Raw genomic sequence first — 16,326 nt, forward strand, 5'->3', positions numbered from 1 at the left:
AGATGACAAACACGGATCCCAATTTACTGATCAACGATGTGACAGATACGGCTCTGTGGGTCGCGACCTATCGTGCGATTGAGAGCGAAAGACCGGATGCCATTTTCCACGATCCTTACGCTGCAAAACTGAGTGGCGACAAAGGCCGTCAAATTGCCGAAGCCATGCATAAGCGCCTCCCGAGCATGAAATACACTTCGTGGTCGGTGGTGCTTCGCACTTACATCATTGATAACTTTATCAAAGAATTAATTGCTCAAGGAGTTGATACGATTGTCAACCTCGGTGCGGGCCTCGATGCCCGACCTTATCGCATGGACTTGCCTGCAACTTTGCGTTGGATTGAAGTCGACTACCCGTCGATGATTGAGCGTAAGCAGAATATTCTGTCAGGTGACCAGCCGAGATGTCAGTTGGAACGCGTATCGATGGATCTCGCCGACCGCCCCCTTCGCAAAAAACTTTTTAGCGATATCAATTCAAAGTCACAGAAAGTGGCGATCCTTACCGAGGGCGTTGTGCCTTATCTGACAGAAGAACAAACCGCCACACTGGCTGAAGATCTTCGCGAGCAAAGTCATTTTGATTTCTGGATCGTCGATTATTTTTCGCCAAAAGTTTACAAGTACATGCAATCGGCGCAACGCCAGCGCCAAATGAAAAATGCGCCGGTGGTTTTCTATCCGCAGGATTGGTTTGGTTTCTTTAAAGGTAACGGCTGGGTGCCGAAAGAGATCCGCTATCAAACGGTGGAGTCAATCAAGCTCGGCCGCGCAACCCCGAATCCTTGGTGGGCAAAGCTATTAAGTTTTTTGATGCCGGCCGCTCAGCGCGAAGAGATGAAGAAGTTCACAGGCTATGTTCTACTCACGCCGGCGCCTAAAACCTAGAAGGTCACGATCATGACGAAGGCCGGATCCAGTTTGTCTTCGACGTATTTCACGCCCATGGCGGCGCCATTGGCTTTATCGTAAGTGATGTTTCTTTTACTCAACTGAAACCCGAAGGCAATTCTGCGAACGGCGAACTTGTAGCCGACATCCAAACCAAAACCGGATCCTTCCATCGGATCCATCTTCGCTGTATAGAAGTAAGTCGCCATAATGTAAGGGCCGTTATCTTTGTTGCTGATCCAACCGATGGAGGGACCCATCGCCGTGCGATTCAGTGAGCCCCCACCGGATGAAGTTGAATCCGTCGAATACAGCACTCCGTACATCCAGCCTTTGGGATCCAAATATCCGGCCGCAAAATCTATCACTTGCCGAACAGTGCTCCCTTGCGACCCTTCAGATCCGCTCTTGTTATTCTGGTATAAAAGGGCCCCTTTAAAGTAGCCGTCGGCAAAAGCAGAGGTCGTAGAAAAAAATGCGACAAGGAACGCGAAGGTTAATTTCTTTGGCATAAGACTATTTTAGGGCCCTGAAAGTCGTTTTCAAGTTCTAAAAGGTCGGGTTCTACCTACGCCGATTCTAAAATCGCTGCGATTCCCATGCCGCCCGCCGTACAAATAGAAATAAGCCCGCGTTTTTTGCCGTTTTGAGAAATCAGTTTCGCAAGAGTTCCCACAATGCGAGCTCCCGTTGCTGCAAACGGATGACCTAAAGACAAACTGCTACCGACAGTATTCATTTTATTCCGGTCGAGCACTCCGATGGCCGATGATAAACCCAACACCTCTTTGCAGTATTTCTCATCTTCAAGGGCTTTCAGATTGCAAAGCACTTGCCCCGCAAAAGCCTCGTGCAACTCGAAATAATCAAAATCCGCGGGAGTTAGTTTATTCCTTATCAATAACTGAGCAATTGCTTTGGTGGGGGCCATTAAAAGGCCCGCACCATAAACAAAGTCCACGGCTGCAACTTGAACATCCACAAGTTTTGCTAAAGGTTTCGCACCGATTTGTGCGGCACCGTCTGCATTTCCTAATAAAACACTGGCGGCGCCGTCAGTCAGTGGTGAACTGTTTCCGGCAGTCAATGAACCCGCGACCGGATCAAATGATGGCTTTAGCTTCGCCAGTTTTTCCAATGAGGTGTCCCCGCGAAGCGGGCCATCGCGTTTTAGGCCGTGGAACGGAACTACCAAGTCTTCATAAAATCCCGTTTCATAGGCTTTGGCGCCGTTTTTGTGGCTCGCAAATGCAAACTCATCTTGTTCTGCGCGAGAAATTTTCCACTCTTTCACCATGATTTCACAGTGCTCGCCCATGGACATGAGCGTGCGCGGCTCATTCACGTTCGGAACCACCGGTTTTAAGTCACCCAGTGAAACACGGCTAAAGACTTTCATCTTGTCGCCAAAAGACTTTGCTTTATTCGCATCGAGCAAAGCTCGTTGTAATTTCGGAGACACTTCAATTGGAATGTCGCTATTAGTATCCACTCCGCCTGCAATCCCAAGATCAATCGCTCCCGTATGTGCTTTCAAAGCAATTTGCCAGGCCGCCTCAAGGCCCGTACCGCATGCACGTTGCGTATTATAGGCCGGAGTTTCAGGATGAAGGGCCGTTGATAAAATCGCCTCACGGGCGAGATTAAAATCTTTTGAGCTGTTCATCACAGCGCCAAGTGAAACATCGCCGATTAGCTTTCCTTGAAGCTGGTGACGATCGACCAATCCGTTCAACGCGGCCACCATTAAGTCTTTACGGGTGACGTCATTGTAAGCCGTCTGGCTTTTGACAAAAGGAATTCTGCTGCTACCTAGAATGTAGACATCTTGAGCTTTTGATCTCATAACAACCTCTTTGTTAGATCATTTTGAGTAACTGATTTTTGGTTGTACTTAATATTGCATGGACAGCTTCGGGAGTTTTCAGTGTACGGGCAAAAGTCATGGCTCCGACCATTGCTGAAAAAGCAAAGCGGGCTTTCGCCAACTTCTCTTCTCGGCTGCCGGAAGAGAAGCCTTCAGCGATGGTTGCAAACAACGCTTCAATCTTCTCTTCGTACATGGAGCGAATGCCCGCTTTTTGACGATGCATATCCGCCCCCAAGGCTGCAAAGACACAACCCTGTCCGACGGCATTCACGTGTTTATCAGAAAGATATCTTTCGATAAATTTCGGGAATGCCTGCGCCCCATATTTTTCAATTTCCTGACGATGCACTTCGCGCTGAAAATCTAATTCGCGCAAAAGCACTTGAACAAAGAAATCTTCCTTCGATTTAAAGTGACTGTAGAGCGCACCGGAGGTGAGCCCCACATTCTTCATAATCTCATCCACTGGCGCCCCGCTGCTGCCTGTTTTTTTCAGAAACGGAATCGCTTCGGTCAGAATTTTTTCACGGAGTTTTTCTTTTTCCTCAGCACTAATGCGCATAAATTATTCCTATAGCTGGTTAAAACCGCCATCGACAAAGAGCTCAGAACCTAAAACATAGCTGGACTCTGACGATAACAGGAAAGTCACCGCAGCTGAAACTTCTTCTGGCCTGCCGTAGCGTTTCATTGGATTGGCTTCAGCGATCGCCGATTTCATGCTCTCTGCACTGCCCGTAGGAGTGCCGTCTTTGCGGCTCCAGATCGGAGTTTCAATCGGACCAGGACTGACAGCATTAAAGCGCAGACCTTGAGCGACATACGAAGTCGAGAATGTTCTTGCCATGGATCTAACCGCGGCTTTGCTGGCTGCGTACACGCTGTTATAAGCGCCACCTCGGCTTGCAACCACTGAAGCGTTCAGAACCACGGAGCTACCGGGCTTCAACAAAGGCACTGCTTTTTGCAAAGTGAAAAACACGCCTTTGACGTTCACATCAAAGACCGAGTCGAACTCTTCTTCTGTGACCATTTCAACCGGCGCGAACTTCGCAATCCCGGCGTTGGCAAAAAGCCCGTCGATCTGACCGTGTTTCTGTTTTACCTGTTCAAACAAAGACGTGATGTCTTTGAGATTTGCAGAGTCCGAGCGAATCGCTTCGGAATTGGGACCCAATTCCATCTGCGCACGGCGGAGACTTTCTTGATCGCGGCCTGTGATAATCACTTTGCCGCCTTCGTTGATGATTTGTTTTGCGACGGCGTAGCCGATACCGCTGTTACCGCCTGTCACTAAGATGATTTTATTTGAGAAACGTGCTGCCATGGTGGCCTCCATATTATTAATAACGATCGTTATTAATAATAACAGGCTCCGCGGGATTGTCAATGGGGCCCCCTCTGGCCTAAATATTAAGCCCCTATTTAATTGATTTTATTAAAGTTTTAAACCTACCGCCCAGCTTCACGGTGCCTAAAAATGACATCTTTGTCAGCAGGGCTTGCTTAAAAGCAAACAGAAGCCTCCCCACTTTGGAATACTCTTCGCAAGGAAGAACCACTATGAGATTCACCCTTTGCCTGCTCTTTTTAGTCTTATTAGGCCATCAAACGATGGCGGCAGAGGCGCTTTGCAGTCAGGTTTTTAAAATCAACCTCACTCCAGCGGAGCGCCTGTCGAACCTCGAGAAAAAATTCAGCACGGAAATCAAAGTCGTGCTTGATGAAAAAGGCCACAAAGAAGACGCCAAGGAATATAAAATCCGTCTCAAACATGCTGATGGCTATACGATGGGATATGTGCTGTTTCTCTACAACCCGAAAAAGCATCTGCTTGATATTGAATCCATGGATGTGCTGACCGACTTTAAAAAATCTGGCGTGGGCGAAGTCTTAATGGATCAGGCGCTTCTGCGGTTTGAAACAGAACAAATCGCCGTGGAAAGCCTTGCCTCAGACAACGACGCAATTTTGCAGCATGGACTGATGCACGGCCTTTCTCCGATGGAGGCGATCCAGCAAACTCCCGCCTATAAGATCCGTCAAAAATTGGGCTTCACAGAGATCATTCCAGAATCCATCAACGCTCACTTTGGATTTATCGTCCGCCGCCGATAAGACCCAAACCTTTATGCTGCCAAAGCGAACTATTTCGTCCAAGGGGTTTGCGCAAGGCCCCGCACCGCTATTGTTTGCTGACGGGGCCCGTCGTTGCTAAGATGGGTCTCACTTAAAGGAGACTCTTATGGTTTTGCTAAAGGTCTTCAACTCCCGTCAGGAAGCTGAACTCGTTAAATCCCTTCTCGAATCTGAAAACATCTGGGCGTTCGTCGCTGCCGATGATCAAGCAGGACTTGTCCCTGCGACGGCTCTCACATTGGGCGTGAAGCTCATGGTGCAGCCTGAAGACTTCGAAAAAGCTCAGAAACTCATCATTCCAGTAGAAAACGAAAAATCCTCTTGAGTCTCACACTGTGTGAGGTCCGATCCTAAGGACAGGAGGACTTATGTACATTGGACAGATTTCAGAACTGAGCGGCTATAGCCAGCGCATGATTCGTTACCTTGAGGATCAGGGACTTGTGGTTCCTGATCGCTCCGATTCCAACTTGCGGCGTTTTTCTGACCAAGATCTCACACGCATTCTTAAAATTAAAAAACTCAAAGAACTCGGCTTCACTTATCCCGAGATCAAAGACCTCATCGACAAGGACGAGCATGTTCTTGCAGGAAAAGGCGGCGAACTTTTAAAACGCCACCATGCCGAAGCTCAGGAGCTGCTTGAAAAAATCCAGCAGCTCGAGATGATCTGCTATGGAGAAACAAAAACGGCGGTTCCGCCGGAAATAGTCCATACCCTCGTTCCTCCGACAAGGACCGCTTACAGAATTAAAAAACTCGAAGCCGTCGCCGGGCAACTAGAAGCCCTCGCTCCTGAACTGAAGTGTGAAGTCGTTCTTTGGAAGTTCGGGTCCTTTCTGAGTATGCAGGAGTTTCAATCAGGACAAAATGTAAAGATCGTAGAAATTTTTAGAGGCTCGAGCCAAATCGCCATTTTGGTGGGCGAATGCCGGTTTCACCTGTACGAAAAAGCTTGGACAGAAAACTCACTCCCTTTTAATTCGAATCCTTTGGGAACTTTTGCGGCTCAAGAGCTTGAGTTGTTCTTCGGTAAATATGAAATCGTTATAGAACACAAGCTGCTAGCGCCGACAGGAGAACTCCTCTTCCATGCCCTGCTCCCATATCAGGCGATCTACATCGCATCTGGAGAAAGTCTCGCATAATTAGCGGCGTCATCCCGGCCGCACTGACACCGGTTTTTGCGGCACGAATCTTGTAATAGCTTCGATATCCGACAACCGGGCTTGCAATCCGGTGTCGATATGATACTTGCTTCAGCAGTTCTGAGGGGGACCATGAAAAATCAGCTTTCTTCGATCGTACTTTCTTCTTTGCTTTTCGCAGCCTGCACAGGTTCCAAAGCTCCACAAAATCAGTTCGAAAATCATGGGTTCATGGACGGCATTTACAGCACGCGTCCTCAGACGTCCCACCCGGTTATTGCCATCATTAAACTTAAAAACCCGGCTTTGCTTGAAACAGCGACTCGCGATAACGGCGTCCTTAAGATCGATCAGGATCTTTTGACGGCGATCCAAGACGAGCAAACTTCAACGATTGCTGAACTCCAAAAAATCAGCCCTGATATCCGCATCCTTTTGCGCTACCGCTTGGTGCTGAACGCCCTGACAATCTATGCCCCCCAAGAGGTGCTTGAAAAAATCCAGGCTTTGCCAAACGTGATCACAGCAGAACGCTCTGCAAACTTTGCCCGTCCTCGTCCTTTAGATACTGATAAAAAAGCCGGCCTCGTGGGCACTCACACTTCTGTGAACTTTATCGGAGCCGATGCGGCTTACGCTGAAGGCTTCCATGGCGAAGGCATGCGCGTGGGTATCATTGATACGGGCGTTGACTACACTCACAAGATGTTTAACGGCGAAGGCACGGAAGAGGCTTACAAAGCCAATGATCCGGCTCAAGCCAATGCCGCTTTCCCGAACAAAAAAGTTGTGGGTGGTTTGGATCTCGTGGGAACTGCGTTTGACTCGGCTTCTCCGAACTTCGACAAACACATCCCGGTTCCTGATGTGAATCCACTCGATGAAGCTGGTCACGGGACACACGTTGCCGGTACGGTTGCGGGTCTGGGCGATGGCGTAAATACATACAGCGGTGTCGCTCCTGAAGCTTCTCTTTACGCAATTAAAGTTTTCGGCGCGAACGGTTCAACAAGTGATGAAGTTGTGATCGCAGCCCTTGAATACGCGGCAGATCCATCAGGTGACTTGAGCTTTAAAGAACAGCTCGATGTCGTGAACCTTTCTTTGGGAAGCGGTTACGGCTCTGCTCACAATATGTATAACCACGCCATCAAAAATCTTTCTCGTGGTGGCACTGTTGTTGTGGCTTCTGCCGGCAACTCAGGTGATAAACCCTACATCACGGGTTCACCAGCAGTGAGCGACGATGCCATCTCGGTTGCTTCAAGCGTTGATAACCAAGATCAAAACATTCTTTTCCCGACTGTTCAGTTTGCGGCGGGCGGTGAAACTATCACAACAGAGATGATGGAAGCGGCGGTTTCTAAACCTCTCGCGGACGTTGCTGATGCTAAAGGTGAAATCGTTTTCGCAGGCCTTGGCGATGCGGACTTCGAACAACCACTCAAAGATCAAATCACCGGCAAAGTGGCTTTGATTGATCGTGGCAAGGTCAACTTCTCTGAAAAAATCCGCCGTGCACAAGAAGCTGGCGCGATCGCAGTCATTGTTGCAAACAACGCTGACGGCGACCCGTTCACAATGGGTGGCGACGGGCACTACGACATTCCTGCCGTGATGATCTCTAAAGATGCCGGCGCTAAAATTAAAGCGAAGCTTGCTTTGGGTGCCGTGGTTGCAGACCTTAAAACAACTGCGAAGTTGGATAAGCCTTGGTTGATCGATACAATTTCTGACTTCTCTTCTCGGGGTCCTCGTTCTGAAGACGGCTTGATCAAACCAGAAATCTCAGCTCCAGGCTCTAACATCATCTCTGCTGGAGTGGGTGGCGGCGCGAAGGGCGTTTTGATGTCTGGTACTTCTATGGCGGGCCCTCACATCACGGGTGTCATGACACTTTTGAAACAGAAATTCAAAACTTTGAACTCTCAAGAGCTCAAGTCCATTGCCATGAGTCACGCGAAAGTGATCACTGATGGCAAAAAGAACATCTATCCAGTGGCTCGCCAGGGTTCTGGTCGCGTGCAAATCGCGGACTCTTTGGATGCCAAAATCGTGACAGTCCCTGCCGCATTGTCTTTCGGAATCACTGACAGTGAAAAACAAAAGACTCTGAGCCAAAAAATCACAGTTAAAAACTTAAGCACTGACACGGTAAATTTAAAAGCAGAGTGGAGCGGCTCGAGTGCCCTTCAGTTCTCCGTTCCAAGCATCAGCCTTGCTGCGGGTGAAACGAAGACGGTGACAATCACTGTCAAAGTTTCGGCGGCACAAATGACAGCGGCGAACCAAGAGCTCGATGGCTTCTTGAAGCTTTCGACTGATAAAGAAACTCTGGCTCACTTGCCGGCTCTGGTGGTGGCTCGTCAGATTTCAAACATCAGTGCTCAGTCTTTGAAAGTACACGCAACGTCTGCAGCAGATGCTGCCGGGAGCGATGCGGATGTTGTTTTGCAGAACGCTTCTGCCAACAAAGGCTCTGCATACCTTTTCAACTCTTTGGGGATCGATGGCCGTAAGAAAGATGCAAAACCTGATTTGGCTCACAACCGTAACTGCGACCTGCAGTCTGCCGGTTACCGCATCGTTGAAAAAGACGGCGCGCGCATCTTGCAAGTGGCTGTGAAGCTCTATGAGCGCATGACGACTTGGAACAGCTGTGAATTGAACGTCCAAATCGACTCTAACGGTGACAACCTCCCGGACCAAGAGATCGCTGGCGTTCCCAAAGAAAGCCTTCCAGGTTTGACAGGGGATGCTTTCGTAAGTCTTTTGCTTGATGGCAATAAGGCCCGCGATTTGCGCCATCAGTACGAAGCAGATCTTGCGGCAAACAAGAAAGACGCCAAAGAAGATTACACTTCGGCTCTTGTTGATATGCGTGGCATGCAGGTGTTTGACGGTTCGACTCTGGCGATTGTGGAGGCCGATGTTTCTGCTCTAGCGATTGCCGACTCTGGCGAATTGAATATCAAGATCTCGACAACTCACCAGTCCGACAATGCAGTTGAGTACGACGATTACCTCGGCAAACAAGAAACTGAGTGGAAGAAGATCTCTTTGGGTGCTCAGGCCGCGGGCTACGTGAACCTTCCTGAGGTGGTAGACCTCGGCGCTCAAGAAACTCAGACCGTCAGCATTCAAAAAGGCTACGGCGCTGAAGACCTGATCATCTATGCTCCGCAGAACCGTTCCGTGGTAGACGTTTTGCTTGAAGATTCACAATCTCAAGTGATTGCTCCTGCCTTCGGCGACTAAAAGACAACGCCCAAAGTAAAATGATTTTCGATTTATCTTTGGGCGTTTTCCCTCTGACCTCAGCAGCATAATTGATATTGCAAATGTATTTAGTCTAAAAAAAGAGCGATTTCCTGCTCTATATTCGTTCTCGGGGCTCGAGCGTCGATGAGTATTTGACGATCCGTGTTTGATTCGATACTCCGTTATGTATGAACATTCAAAAAACTTTGACCACGTCTCCGAAGACCCTTCCTCCTTCTGATAAATTAGGTTTTGGTAACTTCTTTACCGACCACATGTTTGTTGCGAAGTATCGTGAAGGCAAGGGCTGGTATGATGCGCACATTACTCCGTATGGTCCGATCAGCATCGACCCGGGAGCTTCTGTGTTCCATTACGGTCAGGCGCTTTTTGAAGGGATGAAGGCCTTCCGTCAAAGCGACGGCCGTGTTGTCTTCTTCCGCCCTGAGTTCAATCACACGCGCCTTGCAGAAGGTGCGGCTCGTATGTGCCTTGAAGCTCCCCCAAAAGAGCTTTTCATGGAAGGCATGAAGGAGCTTGTGAAAGTGGATCAGCGCTGGATCCCGAATGAGCCAAATACATCTCTGTATATCCGCCCGACTCTGATCGGCACGGAAGCCTTCCTCGGTGTTCGTCCGTCGCAAGAAACGACCTTCTTTATTTTGCTTTCACCTGTGGGCTCGTACTACAGCGAAGGGACAAAGCCGATCAAAATTTGGACTGAAGAAAAATACCTGCGTGCAGCTCCTGGTGGCCTTGGTCACGTGAAAGCCGGCGCGAACTATGCTTCCAGTTTGAAAGCGGCTTACGAGAGCAAACAAAAAGGCTATGCCCAAGTTTTGTGGCTCGATGTGGAGCGCCAAGGAATTGAAGAAGTCGGCACCATGAACGTGTTCTTCGTCTTTGATAACGAGATCGTGACTCCGGCTTTGAACGGCAGCATTTTGTCTGGCGGAACTCGCGATGCGATCATTCAAGTTTTGAAATCTAAAAACTTACCCATCGTAGAACGTAAGCTCACGATCACAGAAGTGATTGAGAAACTTCAAGCTGGTAAACTGCGCGAAGCTTTCGGCACGGGAACTGCCGCAGTGATTTCACCGATCGGCGTTCTTGCTTACAAAGGCAAAGAATTTGTTATCAATGGTAACGAAAATGGTCCTCTTAGCAATGAGCTTTATAAAGAAATCACCGAAATCCAGCGCGGTGCTCAGCCAGATAAATTTAATTGGATCACGCCATTGGCGTAATGCCGTTCTCGGCGAGAGTTTTCCACTCTTGCAAAGTTCTAACGTAAATCATTTTGTTTTTGAGATTGTCCCGGGCGAAAATTCTTAAGAGCTCCGGGCGCATCTTCGTGTGCATTTGCCACAAAGTTTTATAAAGCTTTACGGTGTGCTCATACGTCAGCTCGTTACAACCTTCGGGTAATTCTTGGCGGCGGCTCCAGAGATTCTTGATTTGGCGTTTGGTGCACCACCAGTAGTGACGCCAAATCGGAAAATCAACAAACACCACATAGTCTGAAGCCTGAAAACGTTTTTCAATCAGATCGAGCGGACCATAGCCGTCAATCAGCCAGTGCTCCTGACTAGTGACACTAGCAAGAGCAGCACGAGTCTCAGGCATCGGACGGATTTTCATTCCCGGAAGAAACTGCAGAGAATCCACGTGAGTTGCGGGAACACCGTGAACACGACTCAAGTGTCGGCAGAGCTCTGTCTTTCCTCCAGCAATGTTCCCTACTACGGCAATCTTCATAAGATTCATCTTTCCAAGTTTCTGTGAAGCTATTATCCTGCAAATCAGATGATGAAACTACTTAAAAGTACGTCCTATCAAGTGATGCCATGGAAAAACGGCTTGGGCTCAACGGCTCAAATCGCCATACATCCTGCAGACGCTGATTTTTCATCAGGAGATTATCTTTGGCGCGTAAGCTCCGCAACCGTTCGCACGGAGAGTCCTTTCTCGCAATTTCCAGGATGTGACCGCTGGCTCACTGTTTTGAGTGGCGAAGGATTGCTGATCAATGGTTTTCCGCTTTTGCCGCTGAGTCCATTTCACTTTTCCGGAGATGAACTCATTCACTCGGAGCTGATTGATGATGCGGTCACGGATCTCGGCATTATTTATCGCCGCGACAAGGTTCAGGCGAGCATGATGCTCAATGATTTGAAGGGCACACAGACTTTAGCACTCACCAAAGGCCGTCATTTTTTGTTCTGCGTTCAAGGTGGTTTTGAAGCAGGAAGCCTCACCGTTTCTGAAGGTGATACACTCCAAGCCGATGGGCCGGTGATGTTGGAATTAAAAACCGCAAAAGATGCCTCTGCAAAGTACCTTCATCTGAAACTCAGTGAGTTTTAAATCCAAAAGCTCGACCTAAGATTTGTCGAAAGTTTTCACAGGACTTACGTCAGACAAACCCATAAAGATTCTGTTAAGTACTGGTAAACACGGGCCGATAAGTGGCTCATGGTATCTCTCTGGATTGTCATCGGACTCATACTTGCGACCGTCAGTGTTTCTACACTTGGCGCCGGCTTCTCCGTGGTGGGGCTTGCAGCTCTGTTCTCGGGAGCTGCTGTTGCGGTTATGGCGATGGCGGGATCTCTGGAGCTTGCAAAGTTTGTCCTAGCGGCTTACTTGCACCAGCGCTGGCAACAGCTCAACGCCATTTACAAATACTACCTGGTTGCAGCGATTGTGATTTTGAGCTGTATCACGAGCTTGGGGATCTTTGGTTTCTTGTCCGATGCCTACCAAGGTGCGACGGCCGCGCTTGCGACGGAGGGCGTGAAACAAGATTCTTTGAAGAAGCAGCAAAATAGCGCACGGGCGGAGATCGATCGCTTAAATAAATCCGTTGAAGAGATTCCTGCAACCCGTATCACCAAGCGTATCGAAGCCCGCAAACAAGTCGAGCCTGAGATCGCCCGTCTGACAAAACAAATTGAAACTCTCGAATTGCAGGTGACGGATTCCAACTTGCATGTGCTCGAGCTTCAGAAAAAAGTCGGACCGCTCGTATATATTTCAAAAGCTTTCAATGTCGACATCGATACTGTGGTGAAATACCTGATCCTTCTTTTGGTGACGGTGTTTGACCCTCTCGCGATCTGTCTTGTGATTGCGACAACCGGTGCTCTTGAGACTCGCCGCCAAGCCAAAGAACAAACTGCCGCCGCCGGCCCTGCTCCGGATCTCGCGAACCACCCGCATGGTGGCACAGATGAGGTTCTGCAAATGCGCTTCGTGGATGATAATAACGATTCTGCGGGGTAGCCATGTTTTTGGTGAAAGTCCTCGAGAAAAAAGGCGTCATCCAAACATTCGGGCTCGCTCTTGTTTTAGCTCCTATCGTGAACACTCTGGTGAAAATGGCGATGCTGACAGGCATTCCCAATCGCTGGTCGTTTGCGATGTTCTGGCGAATCATTGCTGTGGGCTCAGTACCAAATCAAATTCTGTACGTAGCCACGATCATCATCGGAATTCTTATGTTGCGTGGAACCACGACGGTATGGAAATACGCACTCATGCTTCTCGGGGGTTATATCCTCTTGCAGCTCTCGGATTTTAAACATGTGAAATCAAGCGCTGTAACGTGGATGTTCTTTATCACAAATATCTTGGCTTTTATGTTCGTCGCCGACCAGTTGGTTTGGAAGGTCAAGGCGTCGGCTCCGAAGAAGAAGGCCAATCCGAACAAGGATTTTGTCGCTCCGAAAGCTCCGGCTCCAGCTATGAAAGCGGCTCCGAAGCCAGCCTATCGTGTGATTCCAAAAGTTCGTAAGAAGATTCTTTTTCAATTTGCCGGCCGTGGTCCCTGGGGACAGCTCATGGGAATTTCAAGCCAGGGCATTCACGTGCGTGGTTTAGCAGAGCCGCCGCCTGATATTGCCACTCGCGAGATTGAAATTTCACTCAATAATGGACTGACCTTACGCACACGTCTTGCACGCCGCAAAGAACATGATTACTATTTCGACTATACAAGTTTGTCGTCGGAAGAAATCAAGTCTCTGAACAAGTGGCTGCACTCACTTTCTGACGTCGCTTAGAAAGTGATTTCATCATGGGAAAAGGAAGACTCGAGGCATTCAGTGACGGCGTGATCGCCATCATCATCACGATCATGGTTTTGGAGCTGAAAGTTCCCCATGGCCACGATCTCGAAGCTATTAAACCACTCCTTCCCGTTTTCTGTAGCTATGTTTTGAGCTTCATCTACGTTGGCATCTATTGGAACAATCACCACCACATGCTGCATGTGATTCAAAAAGTGAACGGCAAAATCCTGTGGGCAAATTTGTTTTTGCTCTTCTGGCTGTCACTGATTCCGGTCACGACTGCCTGGATGGGTGAAAATCCGACTGAACCGTGGCCGTTGGCATTGTATGGTTTCGTATTAATGTGTGCGGGTATCGCCTACTTTATTCTGACAAAGGCGCTGATTCACCTTCACGGCAAAGAATCGACGCTAGCAAAAGCCCTCGGCGCGGATTTCAAAGGAAAGATCTCTGTGATTATTTATGCGGTGGCCATCGCCTGCGCTTTTGTCCACGTCGGAATCTCCTACGCATGTTACATCGGCGTTGCAATTATGTGGCTCGTCCCCGACACCCGCATCGAACACGTCGCCGAGAAAAAGTAATTGAAACTGGCCAAACTCGAGCCCTCTGATTATGGTCAACCTATAAGTTGACCATAATCAGAGGGAAAAAGATAACGTGAGTGATTCCGTTATTTTGATTTATTTTGGGAGTTTTGCTCTTTGCGACTCCAGCGCCCGCGCGCTCAAGGCGCGAACGCTTCATCCGGCAAATCGCGCGAAGTATCGCGGCCCGGAAGCTTCTCGGCGAGCACGTCGATTTTCACGATCTCAGGCTCCCGCGCCAGCAGATCCAGATCCTTTGCAAACAGCGCTTCGGCGACTTTCCCAGTGAGATGCGCTTTTCTACCCGACTCATCCGGAAACGCATCGAAAATCCCAAACTCATGCGGGCCGATTTTCAGAGCGAACCACGCGGTTGTTTCAGGCTCATCCTCGACCATTGCTAAAGCACTTTGCAGAAACGCTTCGACTTCTTGTTCTTTTCCTGGTTTGGCTTCGAGCCGCACCATCAATGCACAGCGAACCATAAACTTCTCCTTAGTATTCTTGGATTCTAAATTTAAATCCCAGAAAAGTGGTAATTTCTGATCCACGACATTGTTAAGACTCAATCGCGAAATCCACGTCGTCATTTCCCGATTTTTTCTTCATGGACACTCGATAGCAGACCGCAAACCAATACCTCATACTGGCGACGGAGGTTTTTATGAATGCAATATACTATTCCGACAGTCCTCGAAGCGGGTCTTCGCGAATTATTTTTTTAGGCAGTGTCTATGTTCTGCTCGGCATCTTGGCCCTTGCGTTTGCCTCGGCAACAACTCTTGCCGCGATCGTCACACTAGGCGTTGTTCTTCTCTGCGCCGGTGTCGCTGAGATCATCTACGGCATTCAAGGGAGAAACAGAGGGCAGCTTTGGCCTCACTTGGCGTTTGGCTGTCTGGCTCTTATTTGCGGCGGGCTCGTCCTTGCCAATCCGATTGAAAACACACTCGGGTTCACGCTCATTGCAGGCTTTTTGCTCATCGCAAGTGGCCTTGCTAAAACCATCGGCGCCATTGCTGAGCGCTCTGCCGGCTGGGGTTGGTTCTGTGCCAATGGTATCATCTCCATTATTTTGGGCGGCATGATCCTCAGAGCCTTCCCAGTTTCGGCATTTTGGACGATCGGTGTCTTTGTCGGAGTGGACTTGATGGTGGCAGGCGCCACTCTGATCGGCTTGGGAGTGTCTGCGAAACGCGCAAGACGCGAACTCGTGGGTCAAATGTATTCCACATTAAATCCAGAGCCCGAAAATCGCGAAATTCATCGCGAAGACAGACCGCTTCATTAAGACGCGAGCTTCCTTTGGGAGCATTCCTTTGTTATAAAAGGGTATGGCTCCAAAGATATTATTACTTTCTCTGATGCTGACTTCCGGAGCGGCCTTGGCCGCTCTGCCGGCGGAACTTTCTGGTTCTAACTTGATGCCCACTCCAGTGGACGTCAAAATCGCAACGGCGAATAAAGAAAACAAAGGCACCGTGGTTGTTTTTCTTTCGGCGAAGTGCCCTTGCTCTGACAGCCACATCACCGAGCTCAAAAGTCTTTTCGAGAAATACAAAGACTTCAAATTTGTCGGGATTCACTCGAACGTCGATGAGGACCTCGAATTCAGCAAGAAGTATTTCGTAGCTCAAGCGCTTCCGTTCCCAGTTTTACAGGACGAAAAAGCCACACTGGCAGACACTTTCAAGGCGTTTAAAACGCCACATGCCTATGTTCTTTCACCTGAGGGCGAGATCGTCTTTCAAGGCGGCATCACCAATAGCGCCAATGGAAAGGACGCTAAAGTTCACTACTTAGCGGATGCCTTGGAAGACATTCAGCAAGGCCACAAAATCAAAACAGCCTCCGTTCGTACCTTGGGATGCGTGATTTTGCGCGAGAAAAATACTTGGTAGCAAACCATTCTCTGACAAAACCCTGACTTCTCTTTGGGTGGGATTCCGTTATATTGCCTCCAAAACACCCCCTAAGGAGTCTTTCATGAAAACAGTTTTCACTATTGCCGCTTTGACTTTGGTTTCTGCAACGTCGTTTGCAGTGGATTGCCTGACTCAAGATGGCCTTGTTATCGCTCACGGCACAAGCGCCGTTATGTACCACACACAATCTCCACGCACTGAGTTCGGCCCAATGTATGATTGCGCGCGCTCTTCACGGGTCAGAACCTGCAACAATGGTCAGTTGTCTGTGATTCCTCGCGAGTGTTCGCAATACGATTCTGGCGGTTGCGTTGACAGCTGGGAGGAGAGTCTTGAAGACACTCAGTTTATTTTCGCCACTTGCAAGGACTAAGATCCAGAAAGTAAAGACTTAGGTCCGGGGCTTGCCTTGGTTTTTGTGCCGATC

General features: G+C 48.9%; 19 protein-coding genes. 13 read left to right on the top strand and 6 right to left on the bottom strand.

The annotated features are described in order from the left end of the window. The first annotated feature begins 2 nt into the window (after positions 1-2). Positions 3-890: a class I SAM-dependent methyltransferase gene (locus tag JSU04_10010; GenBank protein ID MBS1970632.1), complete on the top strand. Its 888-nt coding sequence runs from the start codon at positions 3-5 to the stop codon at positions 888-890. Here JSU04_10010 and JSU04_10015 read toward each other — a convergent pair. The 4 genes from JSU04_10015 to JSU04_10030 are packed head-to-tail and all read right to left on the bottom strand — an operon-like array spanning position 887 to position 4,090. Further along, positions 887-1,405: a hypothetical protein gene (locus JSU04_10015; GenBank protein ID MBS1970633.1), complete on the bottom strand. Its 519-nt coding sequence runs from the start codon at positions 1,403-1,405 to the stop codon at positions 887-889. The genes JSU04_10010 and JSU04_10015 overlap by 4 nt on opposite strands. A gap of 56 nt (positions 1,406-1,461) precedes the next feature. Beyond that, positions 1,462-2,739, bottom strand: a complete 1,278-nt coding sequence (locus JSU04_10020; GenBank protein ID MBS1970634.1) for an acetyl-CoA C-acetyltransferase — start codon at positions 2,737-2,739, stop codon at positions 1,462-1,464. 13 nt (positions 2,740-2,752) lie between these two features. Next, positions 2,753-3,325 carry a TetR/AcrR family transcriptional regulator gene (locus tag JSU04_10025; GenBank protein ID MBS1970635.1) on the bottom strand — a complete coding sequence of 191 codons (573 nt, stop codon included), beginning with the start codon at positions 3,323-3,325 and terminating at the stop codon, positions 2,753-2,755. Between the two features lie 9 nt (positions 3,326-3,334). Next, positions 3,335-4,090 (bottom strand): SDR family oxidoreductase, encoded by a 756-nt coding sequence (locus tag JSU04_10030; protein ID MBS1970636.1) that lies wholly within the window; start codon positions 4,088-4,090, stop codon positions 3,335-3,337. 236 nt (positions 4,091-4,326) lie between these two features. Here JSU04_10030 and JSU04_10035 point away from each other — a divergent pair, with 236 nt between their 5' ends. From JSU04_10035 to JSU04_10055, 5 genes are all read left to right on the top strand, one after another. Then, positions 4,327-4,881, top strand: coding sequence for a hypothetical protein (locus JSU04_10035; GenBank protein ID MBS1970637.1), 555 nt, complete (start codon positions 4,327-4,329; stop codon positions 4,879-4,881). 127 nt (positions 4,882-5,008) lie between these two features. Next, on the top strand, positions 5,009-5,227 hold the full coding sequence (locus JSU04_10040) for a DUF2007 domain-containing protein (GenBank protein MBS1970638.1): 219 nt from the start codon (positions 5,009-5,011) through the stop codon (positions 5,225-5,227). 43 nt (positions 5,228-5,270) lie between these two features. Further along, on the top strand, positions 5,271-6,050 hold the full coding sequence (locus JSU04_10045; protein ID MBS1970639.1) for a MerR family transcriptional regulator: 780 nt from the start codon (positions 5,271-5,273) through the stop codon (positions 6,048-6,050). A 132-nt stretch (positions 6,051-6,182) separates the two neighbouring features. Then, positions 6,183-9,308: a S8 family serine peptidase gene (locus JSU04_10050; protein MBS1970640.1), complete on the top strand. Its 3,126-nt coding sequence runs from the start codon at positions 6,183-6,185 to the stop codon at positions 9,306-9,308. A 191-nt stretch (positions 9,309-9,499) separates the two neighbouring features. After that, positions 9,500-10,561 (top strand): branched-chain amino acid aminotransferase, encoded by a 1,062-nt coding sequence (locus JSU04_10055; GenBank protein MBS1970641.1) that lies wholly within the window; start codon positions 9,500-9,502, stop codon positions 10,559-10,561. Here JSU04_10055 and JSU04_10060 read toward each other — a convergent pair. After that, positions 10,545-11,072, bottom strand: coding sequence for a hypothetical protein (locus JSU04_10060; protein MBS1970642.1), 528 nt, complete (start codon positions 11,070-11,072; stop codon positions 10,545-10,547). The two genes, JSU04_10055 and JSU04_10060, sit on opposite strands and share 17 nt — an antisense overlap. Before the next feature lie 48 nt (positions 11,073-11,120). Here JSU04_10060 and JSU04_10065 point away from each other — a divergent pair, with 48 nt between their 5' ends. The 4 genes from JSU04_10065 (at position 11,121) to JSU04_10080 (ending at position 13,971) form a co-directional block, all read left to right on the top strand. Next, entirely contained in the window at positions 11,121-11,681 is a 561-nt protein-coding gene (locus JSU04_10065; GenBank protein ID MBS1970643.1) for a HutD family protein, read from the top strand. A gap of 108 nt (positions 11,682-11,789) precedes the next feature. Beyond that, entirely contained in the window at positions 11,790-12,599 is an 810-nt protein-coding gene (locus JSU04_10070) for a hypothetical protein (GenBank protein MBS1970644.1), read from the top strand. 2 nt (positions 12,600-12,601) lie between these two features. Next, entirely contained in the window at positions 12,602-13,378 is a 777-nt protein-coding gene (locus tag JSU04_10075) for a hypothetical protein (GenBank protein ID MBS1970645.1), read from the top strand. A 14-nt stretch (positions 13,379-13,392) separates the two neighbouring features. After that, on the top strand, positions 13,393-13,971 hold the full coding sequence (locus JSU04_10080; GenBank protein ID MBS1970646.1) for a DUF1211 domain-containing protein: 579 nt from the start codon (positions 13,393-13,395) through the stop codon (positions 13,969-13,971). 143 nt (positions 13,972-14,114) lie between these two features. Here JSU04_10080 and JSU04_10085 read toward each other — a convergent pair whose 3' ends face one another. Beyond that, complete coding sequence (locus JSU04_10085) at positions 14,115-14,459, bottom strand: antibiotic biosynthesis monooxygenase (protein MBS1970647.1); 345 nt, start codon at positions 14,457-14,459, stop codon at positions 14,115-14,117. Positions 14,460-14,638: 179 nt separating this feature from the next. On the opposite strand from JSU04_10085, the gene JSU04_10090 reads away from it, so the two are divergent. The 3 genes from JSU04_10090 (at position 14,639) to JSU04_10100 (ending at position 16,272) form a co-directional block, all read left to right on the top strand. Next, a complete protein-coding gene (locus JSU04_10090; protein MBS1970648.1) occupies positions 14,639-15,265 on the top strand; it encodes an HdeD family acid-resistance protein in 627 nt (208 codons plus the stop codon). A 43-nt stretch (positions 15,266-15,308) separates the two neighbouring features. Continuing rightward, positions 15,309-15,875: a redoxin domain-containing protein gene (locus tag JSU04_10095; protein ID MBS1970649.1), complete on the top strand. Its 567-nt coding sequence runs from the start codon at positions 15,309-15,311 to the stop codon at positions 15,873-15,875. Positions 15,876-15,960: 85 nt separating this feature from the next. Further along, positions 15,961-16,272 (top strand): hypothetical protein, encoded by a 312-nt coding sequence (locus JSU04_10100; protein ID MBS1970650.1) that lies wholly within the window; start codon positions 15,961-15,963, stop codon positions 16,270-16,272. The last annotated feature ends 54 nt before the right edge of the window (positions 16,273-16,326 follow it).

Source organism: Bdellovibrionales bacterium (assembly GCA_018266295.1).
Classification (GTDB): domain Bacteria; phylum Bdellovibrionota; class Bdellovibrionia; order Bdellovibrionales; family Bdellovibrionaceae; genus JACMRP01.

Bases quoted from the DNA above. Each gene is read 5' to 3' on its own strand.
- JSU04_10030 (MBS1970636.1), bottom strand. From the start codon at position 4,090: ATGGCAGCACGTTTCTCAAATAAAATCATCTTAGTGACAGGCGGTAAC.
- JSU04_10075 (MBS1970645.1), top strand. From the start codon at position 12,602: ATGTTTTTGGTGAAAGTCCTCGAGAAAAAAGGCGTCATCCAAACATTC.
- JSU04_10060 (MBS1970642.1), bottom strand. From the start codon at position 11,072: ATGAAGATTGCCGTAGTAGGGAACATTGCTGGAGGAAAGACAGAGCTC.
- JSU04_10035 (MBS1970637.1), top strand. From the start codon at position 4,327: ATGAGATTCACCCTTTGCCTGCTCTTTTTAGTCTTATTAGGCCATCAA.
- JSU04_10045 (MBS1970639.1), top strand. From the start codon at position 5,271: ATGTACATTGGACAGATTTCAGAACTGAGCGGCTATAGCCAGCGCATG.
- JSU04_10100 (MBS1970650.1), top strand. From the start codon at position 15,961: ATGAAAACAGTTTTCACTATTGCCGCTTTGACTTTGGTTTCTGCAACG.
- JSU04_10020 (MBS1970634.1), bottom strand. From the start codon at position 2,739: ATGAGATCAAAAGCTCAAGATGTCTACATTCTAGGTAGCAGCAGAATT.
- JSU04_10025 (MBS1970635.1), bottom strand. From the start codon at position 3,325: ATGCGCATTAGTGCTGAGGAAAAAGAAAAACTCCGTGAAAAAATTCTG.
- JSU04_10065 (MBS1970643.1), top strand. From the start codon at position 11,121: ATGATGAAACTACTTAAAAGTACGTCCTATCAAGTGATGCCATGGAAA.
- JSU04_10095 (MBS1970649.1), top strand. From the start codon at position 15,309: ATGGCTCCAAAGATATTATTACTTTCTCTGATGCTGACTTCCGGAGCG.
- JSU04_10090 (MBS1970648.1), top strand. From the start codon at position 14,639: ATGAATGCAATATACTATTCCGACAGTCCTCGAAGCGGGTCTTCGCGA.
- JSU04_10080 (MBS1970646.1), top strand. From the start codon at position 13,393: ATGGGAAAAGGAAGACTCGAGGCATTCAGTGACGGCGTGATCGCCATC.
- JSU04_10050 (MBS1970640.1), top strand. From the start codon at position 6,183: ATGAAAAATCAGCTTTCTTCGATCGTACTTTCTTCTTTGCTTTTCGCA.
- JSU04_10015 (MBS1970633.1), bottom strand. From the start codon at position 1,405: ATGCCAAAGAAATTAACCTTCGCGTTCCTTGTCGCATTTTTTTCTACG.
- JSU04_10055 (MBS1970641.1), top strand. From the start codon at position 9,500: ATGAACATTCAAAAAACTTTGACCACGTCTCCGAAGACCCTTCCTCCT.
- JSU04_10085 (MBS1970647.1), bottom strand. From the start codon at position 14,459: ATGGTTCGCTGTGCATTGATGGTGCGGCTCGAAGCCAAACCAGGAAAA.
- JSU04_10010 (MBS1970632.1), top strand. From the start codon at position 3: ATGACAAACACGGATCCCAATTTACTGATCAACGATGTGACAGATACG.
- JSU04_10070 (MBS1970644.1), top strand. From the start codon at position 11,790: ATGGTATCTCTCTGGATTGTCATCGGACTCATACTTGCGACCGTCAGT.
- JSU04_10040 (MBS1970638.1), top strand. From the start codon at position 5,009: ATGGTTTTGCTAAAGGTCTTCAACTCCCGTCAGGAAGCTGAACTCGTT.